Source organism: Marinobacter sp. DUT-1, from assembly GCF_050379415.1.
GTDB lineage: Bacteria > Pseudomonadota > Gammaproteobacteria > Pseudomonadales > Oleiphilaceae > Marinobacter.
Map to the genome: position 1 here is coordinate 214,187 of NZ_JBNRLS010000003.1, position 18,633 is coordinate 232,819.

At 61.2% G+C, this 18,633-nt stretch carries 15 protein-coding genes; 11 read left to right on the forward strand and 4 right to left on the reverse strand.

The genetic code is table 11. The features are described from left to right. Positions 1 to 17 precede the first annotated feature (17 nt). Genes ACQUTG_RS11015 through ACQUTG_RS11030 form a run of 4 tightly spaced genes read right to left on the reverse strand, consistent with a single transcriptional unit; the run spans position 18 to position 3,418 of the window. On the reverse strand, positions 18 to 380 hold the full coding sequence (locus ACQUTG_RS11015) for a DUF6285 domain-containing protein (RefSeq protein ID WP_428919445.1): 363 nt from the start codon (positions 378 to 380) through the stop codon (positions 18 to 20). Then, positions 377 to 1,402, reverse strand: a complete 1,026-nt coding sequence (locus ACQUTG_RS11020; RefSeq protein ID WP_428919446.1) for a phosphotransferase family protein — start codon at positions 1,400 to 1,402, stop codon at positions 377 to 379. The genes ACQUTG_RS11015 and ACQUTG_RS11020 overlap by 4 nt, the downstream gene beginning before the upstream one ends. Further along, a complete protein-coding gene (locus ACQUTG_RS11025; RefSeq protein ID WP_428919447.1) occupies positions 1,402 to 2,607 on the reverse strand; it encodes an acyl-CoA dehydrogenase family protein in 1,206 nt (401 codons plus the stop codon). Before ACQUTG_RS11025 ends, ACQUTG_RS11020 begins: the two co-directional genes overlap by 1 nt. Positions 2,608 to 2,617: 10 nt before the next feature. Beyond that, positions 2,618 to 3,418 (reverse strand): SDR family NAD(P)-dependent oxidoreductase, encoded by an 801-nt coding sequence (locus tag ACQUTG_RS11030; RefSeq protein WP_428919448.1) that lies wholly within the window; start codon positions 3,416 to 3,418, stop codon positions 2,618 to 2,620. 678 nt (positions 3,419 to 4,096) lie between these two features. On the opposite strand from ACQUTG_RS11030, the gene ACQUTG_RS11035 reads away from it, so the two are divergent. The 11 genes from ACQUTG_RS11035 to ACQUTG_RS11085 all read left to right on the forward strand — a co-directional run bounded on the left by ACQUTG_RS11035 (position 4,097) and on the right by ACQUTG_RS11085 (position 18,568). Beyond that, positions 4,097 to 5,407, forward strand: a complete 1,311-nt coding sequence (locus ACQUTG_RS11035; RefSeq protein WP_428919449.1) for a nucleotide sugar dehydrogenase — start codon at positions 4,097 to 4,099, stop codon at positions 5,405 to 5,407. 84 nt (positions 5,408 to 5,491) lie between these two features. Continuing rightward, the gene (locus ACQUTG_RS11040) at positions 5,492 to 6,970 is read left to right on the forward strand and encodes a glycosyltransferase family 2 protein (RefSeq protein ID WP_428919846.1); all 1,479 of its coding nucleotides are present in this window, start codon (positions 5,492 to 5,494) and stop codon (positions 6,968 to 6,970) included. Positions 6,971 to 7,032: 62 nt separating this feature from the next. Beyond that, positions 7,033 to 8,202 carry a PilZ domain-containing protein gene (locus ACQUTG_RS11045; RefSeq protein WP_428919450.1) on the forward strand — a complete coding sequence of 390 codons (1,170 nt, stop codon included), beginning with the start codon at positions 7,033 to 7,035 and terminating at the stop codon, positions 8,200 to 8,202. A gap of 14 nt (positions 8,203 to 8,216) precedes the next feature. Continuing rightward, positions 8,217 to 9,587 carry a tetratricopeptide repeat protein gene (locus ACQUTG_RS11050; protein ID WP_428919451.1) on the forward strand — a complete coding sequence of 457 codons (1,371 nt, stop codon included), beginning with the start codon at positions 8,217 to 8,219 and terminating at the stop codon, positions 9,585 to 9,587. A 5-nt stretch (positions 9,588 to 9,592) separates the two neighbouring features. Next, entirely contained in the window at positions 9,593 to 11,017 is a 1,425-nt protein-coding gene (locus tag ACQUTG_RS11055) for an alginate export family protein (RefSeq protein ID WP_428919452.1), read from the forward strand. A gap of 10 nt (positions 11,018 to 11,027) precedes the next feature. After that, on the forward strand, positions 11,028 to 12,605 hold the full coding sequence (locus ACQUTG_RS11060) for a right-handed parallel beta-helix repeat-containing protein (RefSeq protein WP_428919453.1): 1,578 nt from the start codon (positions 11,028 to 11,030) through the stop codon (positions 12,603 to 12,605). A 2-nt stretch (positions 12,606 to 12,607) separates the two neighbouring features. Beyond that, entirely contained in the window at positions 12,608 to 14,026 is a 1,419-nt protein-coding gene (locus ACQUTG_RS11065) for an MBOAT family O-acyltransferase (RefSeq protein WP_428919454.1), read from the forward strand. 9 nt (positions 14,027 to 14,035) lie between these two features. Further along, a complete protein-coding gene (locus tag ACQUTG_RS11070) occupies positions 14,036 to 15,193 on the forward strand; it encodes an alginate O-acetyltransferase (RefSeq protein WP_428919455.1) in 1,158 nt (385 codons plus the stop codon). Between the two features lies 1 nt (position 15,194). Beyond that, entirely contained in the window at positions 15,195 to 15,842 is a 648-nt protein-coding gene (locus ACQUTG_RS11075) for an alginate O-acetyltransferase AlgF (protein ID WP_428919456.1), read from the forward strand. Positions 15,843 to 15,868: 26 nt separating this feature from the next. Beyond that, positions 15,869 to 17,338, forward strand: coding sequence for an alginate O-acetyltransferase AlgX-related protein (locus ACQUTG_RS11080; protein WP_428919457.1), 1,470 nt, complete (start codon positions 15,869 to 15,871; stop codon positions 17,336 to 17,338). A 33-nt stretch (positions 17,339 to 17,371) separates the two neighbouring features. Next, positions 17,372 to 18,568, forward strand: a complete 1,197-nt coding sequence (locus ACQUTG_RS11085) for an alginate lyase family protein (RefSeq protein ID WP_428919458.1) — start codon at positions 17,372 to 17,374, stop codon at positions 18,566 to 18,568. The last annotated feature ends 65 nt before the right edge of the window (positions 18,569 to 18,633 follow it).

The following is an 18,633-nucleotide window of genomic DNA, read 5'->3' on the forward strand; positions in this document are numbered from 1 at the left end:
GTGTTGGACTGTCCGGATTACTTCAGAAAGCCCGGATTGTTGATTCGCAACCGGGCCTCCGTCATGCCCTTCAGAACCGACCTCAGTTCCGGATCATCGCCAACGAGCCGTCGGTCACGGAGGGCCCGGGCCAGAGTCTGCTCGCCCTGTGATGGGTCATCCGGCAGTTGGTGTGCGGCCAGGAATTGCGACAGCGACCGGTCGGTGGCGTCAGGTTCACCCTGCTCCCGCTGCTCGATCTCCCGGATGGCCATGCCCATGGCATTGGCAATCATCAGGGCCTGGTACTTCTGTTCCCCGGCCAGATCCGGCACCAGTGAGTCCAGTAAAACCTGGCGGGCTTCGGTCAGCAGGTCGCGGGTATCCGGCTCATTGATCATTGCCCCTCCTCCAACTCCGGGATCTGGTTCAGCAGGTTGTATTCCATCTGGGCCACCATGCGCCCGGTCAGGGCCAGTTCAAGCGAGCGCTGCTCACCGGACATGTGGCGACGTGCCTGTTGCAAAGCGATCATGGCCCAACGCACCAGCGCCATGACTTCCCAGTAACTGACCGTAGCCGGATCAATGTCGGCCCCACTCACTTCCCGGTAACTGTCAAGAAGGTCCTGCTTATCACCAACGCCACCGACTTCCCGGTCATCACCGCCGAAGCGCCAGCTCCTGCAACAGAGCCAGCCCAGGTCCTCGCAGGGGTCACTCCAGGCCGCGAACTCCCAATCCAGCACCGCGGTCAGCTCGTCGCCATCCACCATGTAATTGCCGGTGCGGAAATCGCAGTGGCACAGCACTGTCGGGCCAGGCTCAGGCGCGTGGTCCTCCAGCCAGTTCAAAGCCCACTCCAGCACCGGGTGCGGTTCCCCGATTTCCTCCAGGTAGCGGCGGTACAGCGCCACCCGGTTCAGGGCCGGATTGCGCCCTGCCGGCATCTCGAGAAAAGCCAGTGAATCCACCGGCGGCCGCACCGTATGCAGCCGGGCCAGCTCGGCACCGAGCCGGCGTACAAGGCGCCGGCGCTGATCTGCATCAAGATCCCCTTTGACCAGTTTGCGCGGTGAGGCGCTGCCCGAAGCCCGGGTCATGACATAAAAGATACGCCCGCTAACCTCCGGATCCTCACACAGCCAGAGTGGCTCCGGGGCGGTAACCCCGGCGCCGAATGCCGCTTGCAACACCCGGAATTCCTCCGGCCGGGACAGGCTCTCAGCCACCCCGGAGGGGGCGTCCTGACGGACAACAAACTCCTGTCGGCCCGGCCGGTCGCCGCCCTCCAACTCCAGGGTTAACCCGAAGTTGTCCTGGATGGCGCCCCCGGAGAGTTTCTCGAACGCGATGACCCGCGCGCTGCGGGCACCGGACTGCCGGGCAATAAAGTTGCTGAAGGTGTCGGCCAACGCAGACATCAGGGCTTCACTCCCCAGTGCCAGAAACCGGTTCGCTCAGCCAGCAACAGCTTCGAGAACACCATCTTGTGTACTTCCGAGGCGCCATCCACCAGGCGGGCCTGGCGGGCATAACGGTAGATCCACTCCAGCGGGGTATCCTTGGAATAACCCCGGGCGCCACAGAGCTGAATCGCAGTGTCCACCGACTTGTGCAGGGTGTCGGCCACGGCAACCTTGGCCATGGACACCTCCTTGCGGGCAAAGTCGCCCTGATCGAGCTTCCAGGCGGCGTGCATGGTCAGCAGCCGGCCAATCTGGATCTCCATGGCGGCCTCACCCAGCAGCCACTGGACACCTTCGCGCTGGGCCAGGGTCTGACCGAAGGATTCGCGCTTCTCGACATAGTCCGTGGCGATTTCCAGGGAACGACGGGCCAGGCCCAGCCAGCGCATGCAGTGAGTCAGGCGGGCTGTGCCCAGGCGAATCTGTGTGACCTTCAGACCATCACCCACTTCCATCAGCCGGTTCTCGTCGGGGATTTCCAGGCCATCGAAGCGGATCTCACAATGGCCACCGTGTTCCTCCGGCCCCATGATCGGAATACGCCGGACCACTTCCCAGCCCGGATCGTCCTTGTGGAACATGAAGGCACTAAGCCCCTTCCGGGTATCATCCGAGGTACGGGCAATCAGGATGAAATGGGACGCCTCCCCGGCTCCGGTTATGTAATGCTTGTGACCATGGATCACCCAACGGTCGCCCTTGCGGGTGGCGGTGGTCTGCATCATGCCGGGGTCCGAGCCGCAGCCGGGAGGTGGCTCGGTCATGGCGAAGGACGACCGGACCCGACCCTCGACAATGGGCTTGAGCCAACGCTCCTGCTGGGCCTCGGTCGCCACCTTTGCCAACACAATCATATTGCCGTCATCGGGTGCCGCGGAGTTGAACACTACCGGGCCGAAGATGGACCGGTTCATTTCCTCATAGCAGGCCGCCATACCGGAGATATCCAGCCCCTGCCCGCCAAGATGTTCGGGAATCTGCAGGCACCACAGGCCCTGGTGTCTGGCCTTGGTGCGCATCTTTTCCAGATACTCCGGCGCAATGTTCTCATGCTCGTCGTATGCGTCCGGGTTCTGCTCCAGCGACAACAGTTCCTGTTCCACAAAGTCCCGGATGCGCTTCCGGTACGACTCATTCCTGGGATCCAGATCGAAGTCCACAGCCTGCTCCTTACAGCGAGGATTGAAGATGGCCGCCATCCACCACAAGGGTGCTGCCGGTCATGTAGTCGGAAAGGTCCGAGGCCAGCAGCAGCAATGACCCGCTCAGATCCCCCGCCTGGCCGAGGCGGCGCTGGGGGATACGGCGGATCATCTTCTGGCCGGGCTCGGTCGCGAAGAAATCACGGTTCAGATCGGTCTCGATGTAACCCGGTGCCAGGGCATTGACGCGAATGCCATAACGGGCCCACTCGAGCGCCAGTGCCCGGGTCAGCTGCTCGACACCGGCTTTGGCGGCCGCGTAGGGCGCCACGTTGCCCGCCACGCGATGACCAAGGATGGAAGAAATCATGATGATGCTGCCGCCCCTGTTGATGACGGACAGACGGCGGGCGGCCTCATTGGCTACCAGCCAGCAGCCCTTGAGATTGGTGTCGACCACCTGGTCCCAGTCGGAGCCGGTCAGGTCCAGCGCCTTTTTGCTGGTGGCGACGCCGGCATTGGAAACCACCACATCCGGAATACCGACGTCATCGGCCATGGTGTCGAAGGCTTCGGTGACACTCGCCTCGTCGGTGACATCCATGGTGACCACATGGATCCGGTCGGCATGGTCAGGGAATTCGCTCTTGAGAGACTCCAGCGCCTCGCGGCGGCGACCACTGACGATGACCGTGGCGCCGGCCTCAAGCAGGCAGTGGGTAAAGCTGTGGCCCAGGCCGCCAGCGGCGCCGGTGACCAGTGCAATCTTGCCGTCAGCGCGCAGGGACCAGTTTGTATTGCCAGGGTTCGTGTTTTTGGAATTGTTCATAGCTCGACCTCCGGAACCCAAAAATAGAACGAGCGCTCGAAATATTCAAGCCCTATATTCAAGCCCGCAATTTCAACCAGGGCGCGCGAACACGACGAACTTTCGGAAAAGATCCATTCAGGAAATGACAATCTGGACATTGTTCAGAAAGTTCCCGGAACGAGAACTATTTTTAAGATGTTTTCGAAATAAACTCCCTCTCAAAAATGCACAAACAGAATTTATAAAACCGCCTTCGTCAAATTATTGGCGCCCATTCCTGCATTTGAATACGACACATCTGCCTGGGGCTTCCACTGCAAATCAAGCAGTTGACGCACACCTGTCTATCCTGAATTCACATCAAAGTCCATACATGTAAATCAAGTCTACAAATCAAAATTATCATTGTGTAACAGGCATTTAATTATTTGTTTCGGTACGTTTTAAAACTGTTTCAGGGCCAGATCAGGGAAACGTTCCTGAGCCCGAAACAGGAAAAGGACTGCAAATAAAACGGTCGTTTTCGCACCGAATCACAACGCGGAGACAGACCATTTTCTTGCAGACACGAAGCCAGGACAGAACGGCCTTGGCAGACAACCTCAGAAACACCATTTTTTTGACGTTTTCCGGAAAGCAACACCGAAACCGGCAATGCCAAAACATCTTTCCGGAACAACAAGGGAGCGGATAACCATGCGTGTAAGCATATTTGGACTGGGTTATGTGGGTGCCGTTTGTACGGCCAGTCTGGCCCGTCGCGGTCATGAGGTCATCGGGGTGGACGTTTCCCCGGTCAAGATCGACCTGGTGAACAGCGGCAAATCGCCGATCGTTGAGCCTGGCCTCGAGGAGCTTTTGGGTGACGGCGTTCGCGCCCATCGCATCCAGGGTACAACCGAGGGAATGGCCTCTGTGCTGAACAGCGAGATGTCCATGATCTGCGTCGGCACCCCCAGCAAGCCCAATGGCGATCTGGACCTGACCTTCGTTGAGAAGGTTGCCCGGGATATCGGGGAAGCGTTGCGCGAGAAGGACGACTGGCACCTGGTGGTGGTTCGCAGCACCGTGCTGCCGGGCACCGTGCGGGACGTTGTCATCCCGATCCTCCAGGAGGCCTCCGGCAAGATCGCGGGGCAGGACTTCGGGGTCTGCGTGAACCCGGAATTCCTCCGGGAAAGCACCGCCATCAAGGATTACGACCACCCGCCCATGACTGTCATCGGGCAGCTGGATGACCGCTCCGGTGAGCTCCTCGCGGAACTCTATGGCGATCTGGATGCTCCGCTGATCCGCAAGCCCATCGAAGTGGCGGAAATGATCAAGTACACCTGCAACGTCTGGCACGCGACCAAGGTCAGTTTTGCCAACGAGATCGGCAACATCGCCAAGTCCATGGGTGTGGACGGCCGGGATGTCATGGACGTGATGTGCCTGGACAACAAGCTGAATATCTCCCGCTATTACATGCGCCCCGGCTTCGCCTTTGGCGGTTCCTGTCTGCCCAAGGATGTCCGCGCCCTGACTTACCGCGCCAATCAGATGGACGTCAAACATCCCCTGCTCAGCTCCATCATGAGCAGCAACAACGAGCAGGTGGCCAAGGCCTTCAACATCGTGACCGGCTACGGCCGACGCAAGATCAGCATGCTGGGCCTGAGCTTCAAGGCCAACACCGACGACCTCAGGGAAAGTCCCCTGGTGGAGCTGGCCGAGCTGCTTATCGGCAAGGGCTATGACCTGCGGATCTTTGATCGCAACGTGGATTACGCCCGCACCAACGGCGCCAACCGGGAATACATCAACCAGAAGATTCCCCATCTCTCCAACCTGATGGACAGCGATCTGCGCGGCGTGGTCGAGCATGGGGATGTGCTGGTTGTCGGCAACAACGACGAGCTGTTCGAAACCGTCATCGCGGAAGTCCCCGAAGGCAAGCGGGTCGTGGACCTGGTGGGCTTCATGAAAACCACCACCAATGGCGTGCTGGAAGGCATCTGTTGGTAACGCCTGCGCCCCGGCAACTCGGTACGCCGGGGCTCCTTGCGAGCAGATCTTACCGACGAATCCAGGAGAACCTCGGTCATGTCGATGATTCCGGACAACCCCTTCTCTCGTGCCGGTGGCTGGTGCCTGTACCTGGCGGCACTGGGATCGCTTGCGGTCGCCCTGCCCAGGGAGTTCATTGTTCCCGGCGGCGCGCATTTCATTCTGCTGATCGGCGGTATCGGCCTCTGGCGTTACTCCGTGGGCATCACCCATTTTGTCCGGGGCATGTACTTCCTGCATCACGCTTACCCAATCCTGCGTCGCAAAGCACAGAAACTGGGGGATGAGGCAGCACCGTCCCATGTCTTCCTGATGGTGACCAGCTTCCGGATCGACGCCGCCACGACCGCACAGGTCTACGAGTCCATCATCCGGGAAGCCATTGACTGCGGCTGGCCGACCACCGTGGTTGCCTCCATCGTGGAGCTGTCCGATGAAATGCTGATGCGCTCACTCTGGCGCAAGCTCAACCCACCGGAGCGGGTCCAGCTGAATCTGGTCCGGATCCCCGGCACCGGCAAGCGCGACGGCCTGGCCTATGGCTTCCGGGCCATTTCCCGCGCCATTCCCGATGACAACGCCATCGTTGCGGTGGTAGACGGCGACACCGTTCTTGATCCCGGCGTGGTCCGCAAGACCGCCCCCTATTTCAAACTGATGCCGCGGGTGGGGGCACTGACGACCAACGAATTCTGTGAGGTGAAGGGCAGCTACATGATGTCCGAGTGGCACAAGCTGCGCTTTGCTCAGCGGCACATCAACATGTGCTCCATGGGACTGTCCCGACGCGTCCTGACGCTGACCGGCCGGATGTCGGTCTTCCGCGCCAGCGTGGTGACTCGCCCGGAGTTCATCTCCGACGTCGAGTACGACTCCCTCAACCACTGGCGGCTGGGCCAGTTCCGGTTCCTGACCGGCGACGACAAGTCCAGTTGGTACAGCATGATGCGCCTGGGCTACGACACCTTCTACGTGCCCGATGCGTCCATCCACACTGTCGAGCATCCGCCCGATCCGAGCTTCATCCGCTCGGCCAGGCAGCTCATGTTCCGGTGGTATGGCAACAACCTCCGCCAGAACAGCCGGGCGACCAAGCTGGGACCGGGGCGTCTGGGCTGGTTCACCTGGTACGTGCTGTGGGATCAGAGGATCTCCATGTGGACCAGCATCCTGGGACTGACCGCAGCGATCGTGGCAGCGATCAAGTACTCCGGCGTGATCCTGATCGCCTACCTGCTCTGGATTGGCCTTACCCGCCTGGTGCTGAGCGCCATGCTGTTGGCCACCGGGCATCCGGTCGGGCCGGCCTACCCGCTGATCCTGTACTTCAACCAGATCTTCGGGTCACTGATGAAAATCTATGTGTTCTTCCGGCTCGACCGGCAGTCCTGGACTCGCCAGAAAACCAGTTACAGCACGGATTCGGCGTCGTTCCAGCAACGCATGAACCGATGGTCTTCCCGGATCATGACGTTCTCTGCCTCCAGCGTTTTCCTGGCAACCGTCATGTTCATCGTGTGACGCCAAGCGCGCCACCGGGAACCAAGCATTACCAAAACAGCTAACACTCAAGGGTCAAAGTAATGAACACGGCAGCGATTGCACCGCAGTTTGTACACGAATCCGAAGCACAGAGGCAGTTCGCCAGGGTCCGCATGCCGGCGACACTCTTCGTGAAACTCGACGGCGCCCCCGTGCGCTTTCCACTGGAAGATCTGTCTGCCGGTGGTTTCTGCATCCGCCTCGGCAATGAGTCCCTGCGCCGCGGGAAGGTCTATAACGGCCGACTGGTGTTCAAGGTGGACGGTATGGATATGGCGGTGGAAGTGGAATTTGTACCCAGAAACATGGGGCACGACAGTGACCGCTGTGGCTGTGAATTCCAGAACCTGGGCCAGCGAGAGGTTTCCGTCCTGCGTTACCTGATCACCTCATTCCTCAGTGGTGAGCTGGTCTCCGCCGGAGATGTCCTCAACACCCTGTCCCGGGAGAACTTCACCAAGGCGCGCAAGAGCAAATCGAGCCAGGCACTGGGCTTCTTCGCCAGCGCCCGGGCGATGGTTGTGAGCCTGGTGGTGATGGGCGTTGGTCTGATAGCGGTTGCCTTCATCGGTTACCAGCTCTGGCAGATCTATTTCGTCACCAAGGCGGAGACCGCCATGGTGGCCTCCGAGGACATCCCGGTCAGCCTGCCCAAGGATGGCAAGGTCACCACCCTGGTCCAGCCCGGTGACCAGGTCGAAGCCGGCCAACCCATCGCGACCTTCGATGCCCCCATGCTCGCGTACGTGAACGAACTGGTGGGCAACGGCAATTACACCGTCGAGCAGATAGAGGAACTTCTGGGCCAGAGCGTCCGGGGCACCCTGACAAGTCCGTGTGACTGCAAGGTGCTCAACCTGCTGCCTGCCAAAGACCAGTATATGAGCAAAGGCGAACAGATCGCGGTACTGGTGCCGACCGACGCCTCCGCTCACATCATCGCCAGGTTCAATTTCACCGAAGGCGAAAATCTGCAGGAGGGTCAGAGTGTCACCCTGCACCTGTCCGGCGGCGAAACCCGCGCGGGCTCCATCGAATCACTCTACGTCGACGCCGAGACCCCCAACCAGCCCGGCACCGCCATCAACGCCCTGATCCAGGCGGAGAAACCCATGCCACTCGAATCGGTGGGTCGCCCCATCGGCGTGACCGTTGATGTCATTCAACTGTCCGCCCTGGACGGCATCGTCGACCAAGTATCCGGCAACTGATTGGAGCCCCGGCCATGATCCACAAGGCATCCACAGCCATGCTCCTGCTGATGGGAATCGCCGGTTGCAGCGGCCTCCCGGATATGCAGCGAGCCGAGCGGGAGGCCGCAGCCGGTAACCTCGGCGCCGCCCGGGCAGAACTGACCAAACTCGCAGAGTTTGGACTTGCCGACGCCCAGGTGGAGCTCGGCGACCTTTACTCCGACGAGGAATCCGATGCGGCCTTCGGCAAGGCATTGCACTGGTACCAGGCGGCGGCCGAGCAAGGCAGCGACCGGGCCCTGAGCCGGCTGGGCAAGCTGTACGCCCGCGAGGGCGAGAGCGCCACCCTGCGAGGCAAGGGCGAGTTTTACCTGAAAAAGGCGATGGCAGCTGGCGACGACAGCGCGCTGATGCCGCTGATCGAGCTCTACCTGGATCACCCGCAGGAATTCCCCAAAGCCGACCCGGTGCAGTGGATCCAGCGAGCACGGCAGAAAGGCGACCCGTCCGGAGACCTTGCTCTGGCGCGTTACTACATCATGAACGGTCAGCTCCAGGCACGGGCAGGCGAGATCGTGTCCCTGTGTGAGCCGATCGCCACCTCCCACCCGGACTGCCTGATCATTCTGGCCCGGGTCTACCTCGCGGAACGGCAGAACGACCGTTTCGACGCCCTGGTGACCAGGGCTCGCAAGGCCTGGGAGCAAGGCAAGATCGACGATCGTGACCTGTATGTGTTTGCCCGCTGGCTGTCGGACGACGAATCGCCCGCCAAACAGGTCGCCGTGACCAACGATCTCTACCAGTTACTGATCCCGGGCTATGTCCCTGCGATCACCGGCAGGGCCCGCCTGATCATGGACAACCCCTACCTGGCGGACGCCGAGGAAGTCATTCGCCTGCTGGAGACGTCCCGCAGCCAGGGGGACCTCAAGGCCTCGCTGACACTCGCCCGGCTGTACGAGCGGGGACGAATTGTTCCGATCGATGCCCGCAAGGCCATCGAGTATGCCCGCGAGGCAAGCGAAAAATATCCCTCGGCGGACTACCTGCTGGGCCGGATCTACAAACGAGGCTACCTGGGCGAACCGGAACCGCGAAAAGCCCGGGATCACCTGCTCAAGGCGGCCCGGCGCGGCTACGCCAAGGCGGATTACCTGCTGGCCGAAATGTTCTGGGAGGGGAAGGGCATCGAAGTAAACAAGATGTACGCCTGGTCCTTTGCCCTGCTCGCCACCGATGCCGGCTTGCCACGGGCAAAAGAGCTTCTGGTGGAAATGGTGCCCCAGATGCCCAGAGCCCTGGAGCAGGCAGCTGAAACACTGGCGAACCGGGAACTGGCTGCGCGCCGCCAGGCGACCGGCGCTTCAGATCAAACAAACAGACAACGTCAGGGGGGGTAACCCACATGGCAACGAACGGAACCACCGGAATGGCCGGACTGATGATGGTACTCGGCTGCCTGGGCACAACAGTCAGCTGGGCACAGGAAACCCGGGACAGCGAAACCGATGTGTCCTATCCGAAACTGCTCGATTACAACACCCGGGCCAAGCTCAGCCTGATCAGCGAAGGTGACCGCAAGCTTGGCACCAACCCCGCATCCAGCACCAAATCAGACGAAGTGGCATTGGATCTGAAGCCCGAATGGGTCTGGCAACTGTCTGATCACTGGCGCTCCAAGCTCCGTCTGCAGGCGTTCGGGGCCACTGGCCAGGTAGACGTCAGTGATGAAATCGGCGGCACGGAAACCGACGCCTTCTTTGCGCTCAGGGAATTCTGGTTCGATTACAACGGCCTTACCGACTACCCCGGGGAATCCATTCGCTTCGGTCGTGAGCGACTGAAAGAGGACACCGGTATGTGGTGGGACGATGACATCACCCTGACACGCTGGATTTTCGACACCACGCTGCTGGAAGCCACGGCAGGTATTGCCAACAAGATTTCCGAGGCACGCACGGATGTCAGCGAGCTGCCGGTCGAGGAACAGGACATTGCCCGGGCCTTCGGTCAGACCCGGTGGCAGTGGTACAAGGACCACTATCTCACGTTTCTTGTGACCCATGCCGAGCGCTACAGCAATGACCGCGACCTGGCAGCCGAAACCGACAATGGCTTGCCCGAGCGGGTCACCGACTCATTGAGCTGGGCCGGTGCCCGGGCAGATAACGCCTACTTCGACTGGCACTCGCACAGCCGGTTCCAGTACCTGGCGTCGGTGGCCGCGGTGACCGGTGACCAGTCCCGCCTGGCGACCACCGAGGCCGGCTTACTGTCCCGGCAGGAACAGGATGTCAGCGGCTGGGCTGCCGATATCGGCCTGCGGGCCCAACTTGTGGACAGTCCACGCTGGACCGCAGGCGTCCACGGTGCCATCGCCTCCGGCGGCGACAGCGGGGACGAGTCAGACGCCTTCCGCCAGACCGGTCTGGAGAGCAACCGGTCCCGGTACACCGGCACCCGGTCCCAGGTCGCCCGATTCGGGGAGGCCTTCCAGCCCGAGTGGAGCAACCTGAAGACGGTCACGGCCTACACCGCCCTCACCAACCGGGACGACTGGGCGGCCAACCTCATCTATCACCGCTACTGGCTGGCAGACCAGGCCGGCACCGTGACCTCCGACCTGATCGAGCCCGGATTCACCGGCAACAGCGACGATCTGGGCGAGTCCGTCGATCTGGTGCTGGGGTATTACGGTGATGACGGCGCTGCCTGGAACACCTTTGACGTGCGACTGCGCGGCGGCGTTTTCTTCCCGGGCGATGCCTATGGTCCGGATGCGGACGACGCCCGTCATCGCGTCGTGCTCGATGTAGCGAAGCGATTCTAGGGAAACGGCCATGAAACACCATCAATTGTTGCGCATGCTGCCACTTTATACCTGCGCCCTGCTGGTTCCCATGGCAGCTGCAGCGAATCTTGAAACCCGGCTGGAGCCATCGGAATCCGCGCCCCGGTATGAGCTGGAGGATTATCGGCTGCAGGTAGTACCGGGCGAGGAGGTGGCCACCGAGCTTCCTGAACTTCCGGACGTGTCGCAATACAACCGTGACGCTGTGGAGCAACAGCTGGCAGAACGCCCCGACGGTGCGCCACGGGTTTCCGTCCAACGCATCGGTGACATCCCGGCCCTGGGCGACTTCGTCGATCAGGGCCGGGCCCGGGAGTGGGTAATCCGTCAGTATTCGCACCCAAAGGCGATCCTGGTGGATGCCGGCCGGGCAACGCTCGATGACGTCTACGAGCAGGTCGGCAACCCTCGTTACATGGAACGCAACGACGATGGCTCCTACACCATACGCCTGCCGTTGGTGGTTCAGCCGGAAGCAACGTTGGTGATCCGTGAGGAGACTCTGAGGCTGTCCGAGGAACGAGGCGCCTTCATGGCCAATGATGGCTGGCTGTTTGTAATCGACAGCACGATTACCGGCTGGCGGGAAAAAGCCAACGGGCCTGCCACTTTCATCAAGAAATCCGAGTTCCGCCCGTTCTTCGTCGGCTGGGGGGGCAGCGAGACCTTTGTGCTCGGTTCCACCTTCCAGCATCTCGGTTACAACCAGAGCAAGTCCTATGGCTTCACCGTCGCCCAGTACTCGGAGTACGACAACAAAAGGCTGCAACGGTCGGCGCCGGAAGCCTGGCTGGTCGAGTCCACCTTCTCGGGCATCTATTACGGCTTTTACTGCTATGAAGCCGAGAACGTGGCCATCGTGAACAATGTTTACCACGACAATATCGTTTACGGCATCGACCCGCATGACTACTCCAGCCATCTGCTGATCGCCGGCAACGAGGTCTACGGCACCCGGGAGAAGCACGGCATCATCATCTCCCGGGAGGTAAACGACAGCTGGATCATCAATAACCATAGCTACGAGAACGGCCTGTCGGGCATCGTGCTGGACCGGCAGAGTCGCCGTAACGTGGTCGCCAGGAACCTGGTCCATGACAACCAGGGGGACGGTATCGGCCTGTATGAATCACCGGACAACCTGCTGTGGGAAAACCGGTTGATGAATAACCTGCGCAATGGCATCCGTGTGCGCAACAGCACGAATGTCCGGGTCTACAACAACGTCGCCGCCCTCAACGGCACCTACGGCGTGCTCGGTCAGGTCAAGGACCTGAGCGCCACCGACCGGAACTTCGAGGAAGACTACTACCACCAGGCCGTGTCGATGACCATTGTCGGCGGCAACCTGGCCGCCAACGCCAGCGGCCCCCTGGCCTCGGACAACCCGCAGTACCTCGAGCTCTATGACGTCAACATGCGCTTTCCGCGCTCCGACGTGGGCATCCACTTCGAGGGTCTGCTGGGCACCTACCAGACCGAGATTTTCGATGCCCTCCTGAACGGGCGCCATGCCGTGCGGCTGACGCCGGATCCCGTTTCCAACAACGGTAACGCCGGAGGCTGACCATGGTATTTTCATCCAATATCTTTCTGTTTCTGTTCCTGCCCGCGTTCCTGGGACTGTATTACCTGACGCCATTCCGCCACCGGTCATGGGTCATCCTGCTGGGCAGCTATGCCTTCTACGCCTGGTGGCGGGTGGATTTCCTGCTGCTGTTCGTCGCCGTCACACTCTGGAACTATGTGATCGGCCTCGGCATCCACCACAGTGGCATCGGCACGGCCCGGGCCCGGAAATGGGTAGCCGTGGGTATCGCCGGCGATCTGGCAACACTGGGCTACTTCAAGTACGCCAACTTCGGTGTGGACAGCCTGAACGGCCTGTTCGTGTCCCTCGGCTATCAGCCGCTGGAACTGGCACATATCATTCTGCCCATCGGCATCTCCTTCTACATCTTCCAGGCCATTTCCTACGTGGTGGATGTGTACCGGGGTGATACCGAGCCGACCCGGCGGTTTGTCGACTTCGCCGCGTTCATCGCACTGTTCCCGCAACTCATTGCCGGCCCGGTCCTGCGTTACAAGGACCTGGCAGACCAGTTCGCTTACCGTACCCATACCCTGGAAAAGTTTGGTGAAGGCGCCATCCGCTTCATGCAGGGTTTCATCAAGAAGGTGTTCATCGCCGACTCGATCGCTCCGCTGGCGGACGGTGCCTTTGCCCTGTCCGACCCGAGCACGGCGGACGCCTGGCTGGGCATCCTGGCCTACACCGCACAGCTGTACTTCGACTTTTCCGGCTACTCGGACATGGCCATCGGGCTGGGCCTGATGATGGGTTTCCGATTTACCGAGAACTTCAACCAGCCCTACATCAGCCAGAGCATCACCGAGTTCTGGCGGCGCTGGCACATCAGTCTGTCCAGCTGGTTGCGCGATTACCTGTACATCCCTCTCGGAGGCAACCGGGGTGGCGTGTTCAGCACCTATCGCAACCTGTTGCTGACCATGCTGCTCGGTGGCCTCTGGCACGGCGCCAACTGGACCTTTCTGCTCTGGGGCGCCTGGCACGGCGGGTTGCTGGCGATCGAACGGGCCCTCGGCGTATCCGGTGCGCCCAGCCGCTTCCGGGTCGGTCGCTGGCTCATGACCTTCCTGTTCGTGATGATCGGCTGGGTGACCTTCCGGGCCTCCACCATCGGATCGGCCTTCGAGTTCTACGGCGCAATGTTCAGTTTCTCCGGCTTTGAGCTGAGCAGTGCCTACCTGAAGGACATCCGCGGCCTCAATGTGGCGATTCTGACCCTGGCCTACGTGATCGTCGTGGTTATGGGCATGAGGGACCGTTTCTCCTGGAGCCTCGACGGGGTTCGTGCCGCGCCACTGCGGGTGGTCCTGCCAACGCTGCTGTTGCCCGTGTTCCTGATGGCGGTGCTCAAGCTCTCCGCGGAAAGCTTCTCACCGTTCCTCTACTTCCAGTTCTGAGGTGATGCCATGACCGGAACTTCGAAAAAACTGACCGCCGGACTCTTTATCCTCACCGTCCTGACCCTGGGCGGGCTGTCCCTGCGCTCGCTCGCCAATTACGGGGGAGCCGAAAAGCTTGACCCCATCAACGGCGAGCTGGCGCGGGATCTGGAAAGCCACTACGACGACAAGTTTCCTGTCCGCGACCTCGGGACGAATGTCTGGGCGGCCATCAATTACGTGGTGTTCGACGAGGGGCGTCCCGGCGTGACCATCGGACGCGAGAACTGGCTGTTCACCGATGAGGAACTGTTCCCCGCCACCGACAACCCGAAGCTGATCGACACCAATCTCGAACGCGTGGGTGAAGTCAGCCGGTTCTTGCGCGCCCAGAACATTCCGCTGGTCGTTCTGGTGGTTCCCAGCAAGGCCCGTGTGTATGCCGAGAAGCTGGGTGATATCCGCCCTGCCCCCGAGATGCAGGCGCTGTACCTCCGGTTCCTGGAGCGCCTGGAGTCCGCAGGCATCGCCGCACCGAATCTGCTGGACGAGCTGGAACAGGCACAGGAGCGGGGAACCCAGGTTTTCCTCCGGACCGACACCCATTGGTCGCCCGCAGGCGCCGAAGTCTTCGCTCGGCATGCCTCTGGCTACATCCGGCATACCCGGGACGAGCAGTCCTGGGGCGAACAGACGTTCGTGACCACGCTGGGCGAGCCGCTTACCCATGAAGGCGATCTGCTCAACTACCTTCCCCTGGATCCTTTGTTCGGGGACCTGGGACCAAGACCCGACCGCTTCAACGAGCGCGAGACAGTGAAGGCCAGGGATGACGAAAGTGCCAACAACCTCCTGTTCTCCGATCAGCAGACCGACCTGGTGCTGGTCGGCACCAGCTACAGCGCCAATCCCCTTTGGGACTTCCCCGGCGCCCTGCGCCGCTACCTGGGGAAAGACCTGATCAACGTAGCCGAGGAGGGGCAAGGCCCATTCGAACCCATGACGGAATACCTCCAGTCCGAGGAGTTCCGATCCAACCGGCCGAGCCTGGTGATCTGGGAATTCCCGGAGCGTTACCTGGCCCAGCCGATCGCCTCCGAGCAGGCACTGGCCTGGTTCGGAAACACCAGCCATCAACTGGCTGCTGCCACTAACCGCAATCAATCAACCCCTGAGGAGCACTGACATGCATCCATTATTCAAAGCCCTGAGTCTGCTGCTGGCATTCCTGCTTACGCCCCTGGCCGCACAGGCCGGTGAAGATGCCCTGTATGCGGCCGAAGCCCCGGATGGTGCGGCCTTCATCCGGGTCGTCAACGCTGACATCAAGGGCACGGTGCCCGAGGCTTCCATTGGCGGGAAATCCCTCAAGGACATCGAGCCCCTGCAGGCAAGCCCTTACATCTATCTGCCCGAGGGCGGGTATCAGCTGTCTGTCGCCGGCCGCTCAGCCCGGGTAACCATGGAAAAGAACCAGTTCTACACCGCGGTGGTGATGGATTCCGGCGAAGTCATGGTTCTTGAGGACAAAGCCTTCAACAACCCGCGCAAGGCTCTGATCTCTTTCTACAACCTGACACCTGACTCGCCTGTTTCACTCAAGACTGCCGACGGCAAGGTCGACGTCATCCAGGGTCTGGACTCCATGGATGTAGCCAACCGCGAAATCAACGCGGTCAAGGTATCCCTCGGCGCCTTCGACGATGGCCAGGCGCTAGCCACCACGCCGCCGGTCAATCTGCAGCGCGGCAAGGTCTTCAGCTTCTTCATTCTTGAGGTCGAAGGCTCACCGCGGCTGATCGTGAGCGAGAACAAGGTGGACACCTCGATTTGAGCCATGACAGGGCAAAGAGATATTCCGTGAAACAACTGGAGACGGTATTCATGCACCGCATCAGCAAGCGCGCAATCCGCCTTGCCCCCTGGCCGGGGTATTTTCTGGCGGCGGTTCTGGCCGGGGTTGCGCTCGGCTTGCCGGACGCGTCGGCGGCGAAGTTCCCGGAGTACGAGGTCGAGCCCTGCTGCGACCTCTGCCCGGCAGCTTCCCGGATCGAGTCCTATGACACCAGTTATCTGAAGAACTTCAATGTTCTCGTCGATGGCAAGGACGGCTGGCTGTTCCGATCGGATGCCGAGCTGCCCGAGCACTTCGGTCCCAGCCCGGAAGGCCTCGTCCATCTCAGACGACTGGCCCGTCATTTGAAACAGACCACTGGCACGGAGCTGGTCATGGCATTCCAGCCCACCAAGGGCCTGGTCCATCCGGACAAGCTTCCGGAGTATATGCCGAGGTCCTTCTCCTGGCCCTTTGCCCGGACCAATTACGTCGCCGCGCTGGAGCGTTTCCGCTCGGCCGGGCTGGTGGTCCCCGATCTCAGCCCGCTGCTCCGGGAGAAGGACCGGAAGGAGGCTTACTACTTCAAGCGCGACCACCACTGGACGCCCTACGGCGCCAAACGCACGGCGAAACTGGTCGCCGAGCGGATCAAGCAGATGCCGGCCTACGAAGCTTTGTCCAAACAGAGCTTCGAGACCCGGCGTACCGGACTGATCCGTAAAGACGGATCCCTTCAGGATGCCGCCCGCAGGATTTGTGGCCAGACCTGGCCGACACAGTACGTAGACGAGTTCCGGACCCAGGCCGCCGGCACTCTGGAATCGTCCGAGGCCAGCGCCCTGTTCGGCGAGGACACGCTGCCCCCGATCACTCTGGTGGGCACCAGTAACAGTAAGGGTGCCCAGGACTACAACTTCGTCGGTTATCTGCAGGAATACCTCGGCGTGGAAATCCTGAACGTTGCCGTTGCCGGGGGCAGCTACGATGGCTCCATCTTCGAGTATCTGATGTCCGACAACTTCCGGCAATCACCCCCAAAGATCCTGATCTGGGAATTGCCGGCCTACCACACTGTCGACAGCGTGGAGTTCTACCGGCAGGTGGTTCCCATGGTAACCGACGGCTGCAACGGCAGTGAGCCGATCTTGCAAAACACCACCAAAGTCTCCGCCGGAACCACGGAAGTGCTGTTCAACGGCGGCGGTGAATTCCTGGAGCTGCCGAGCGATGAATACCTCATCGAACTCCAGTTCAGCGATCCGAAAGTCAAGGAAGTCGATGCTTTCATCTGGTTTGTGTTCGGCCGCAAGGACCGGATCGATCTGGAATACGGTTCCCGCGTCGAGACCACGGGACGCTTCATGTTCGAGCTGCCCACCGGCGAGAGCTGGAACGACGAGCTGTTCATGTCCCTCGACCTGGCGCTCGAGCCGGAACAGGTCACCGAAGGCCTGACGGTCACGGCCAAAGTCTGCCGCCGTCAGGACATCTGAGCAATTCATCAACTCTGAAAGGAGAGTTGCCTTATGAGCACGGAAGATCCGAGACGAATACCAGGAGCCTGGCGCGCCCTGCTCCCGGCCACGGCACTGAGCCTGGCCGCCACGCCCGTTCTCAATGCCGCAGAATGCCCGACCGAGGGCCTGAGGGCGCCTCTCGGCTACTACCAGATCCCCGAAGCCCGGGAGGATACCGGCGACTACGACTGCGAGGTGGTGCCACCGCACACCGGTGACATGGACTTCACCAGCAAGTACGAGGGCAGCGACAGCGCCCGCAACGAACTCAACGAGGCCGCTTACCAGGAATACCTGGAGGCATCGGAAAACATCCGTGGTTTCGAGAAAGCGGTCATTGCCGCCGCCGACGACTATCAGGTGGACGGGGACGGCCCCGCCGCCCGGGACTGCGTTCTCGACAACCTGGAGCAGTGGGCCAGTGCTGATGCCCTGCTGCCGGAGAACATCAATCATGTTGGCCAGGCGGTGCGCAAATGGGCACTGGCAGCATCGGCCAATGCCTACCTGCGCATGAAGCTGTCCTCCAGCGAAACCGCTCTGGACCAGGAGCGGCTGGCCCGAATCGAGGACTGGTTTTCCCGGGTGGTCGGCGGTGTGCGCGAGTACTACACCGATCGCGAGCCCCGCAAGGTGAACAACCACGACTACTGGGCCGCCTGGGCGGTCATGTCCGCGTCCGTGGCCACCGGTGACTGTGAGGACTGGTCCTGGTCGCTCGCCAAGTTTGACGAGGCCATGGGCCAGATCACCTCCGATGGCTACCTGCCCAAGGAGCTTAGCCGCGAGGACCGTGCCCTGGAGTACCTGAACTACGCCATGCAGCCGCTGACGCTCCTTGCCGTGTTCGCCGAGGTGAATGACACGCTGGCCGATGGCGGCAACCGGGAGCGGTTCGTCAAGCTGGCCCAGAACGTGGTGGATGGTCTGGAAGAGCCCGACCGGATTGCCGCCATCAATGGCCACGAGCAAATCACCAAGGGGCTCTATACCGGCTGGGGCCTGGCCTGGATGCGCCCCTGGACCGAAACCTGGAGTGGCCTGCCGGGCATGGCCTCCTTCCTGGAGGAATACGGCCCGATGAAAAGCACCCGACTCGGTGGGGACATCGAGTTTCTGTATGGCATCGAGCCGCTCTGGCCCGACGGGACAGATCCCTTCCCCCCGACGGACCTTCGCATCAACGGACACACAACCAACGGCTGACCAATGGCACCGACCCAGGTCAGAAAACCGCCCGGACCAGACACCGGGCCTTCAAGAAGCAAGGA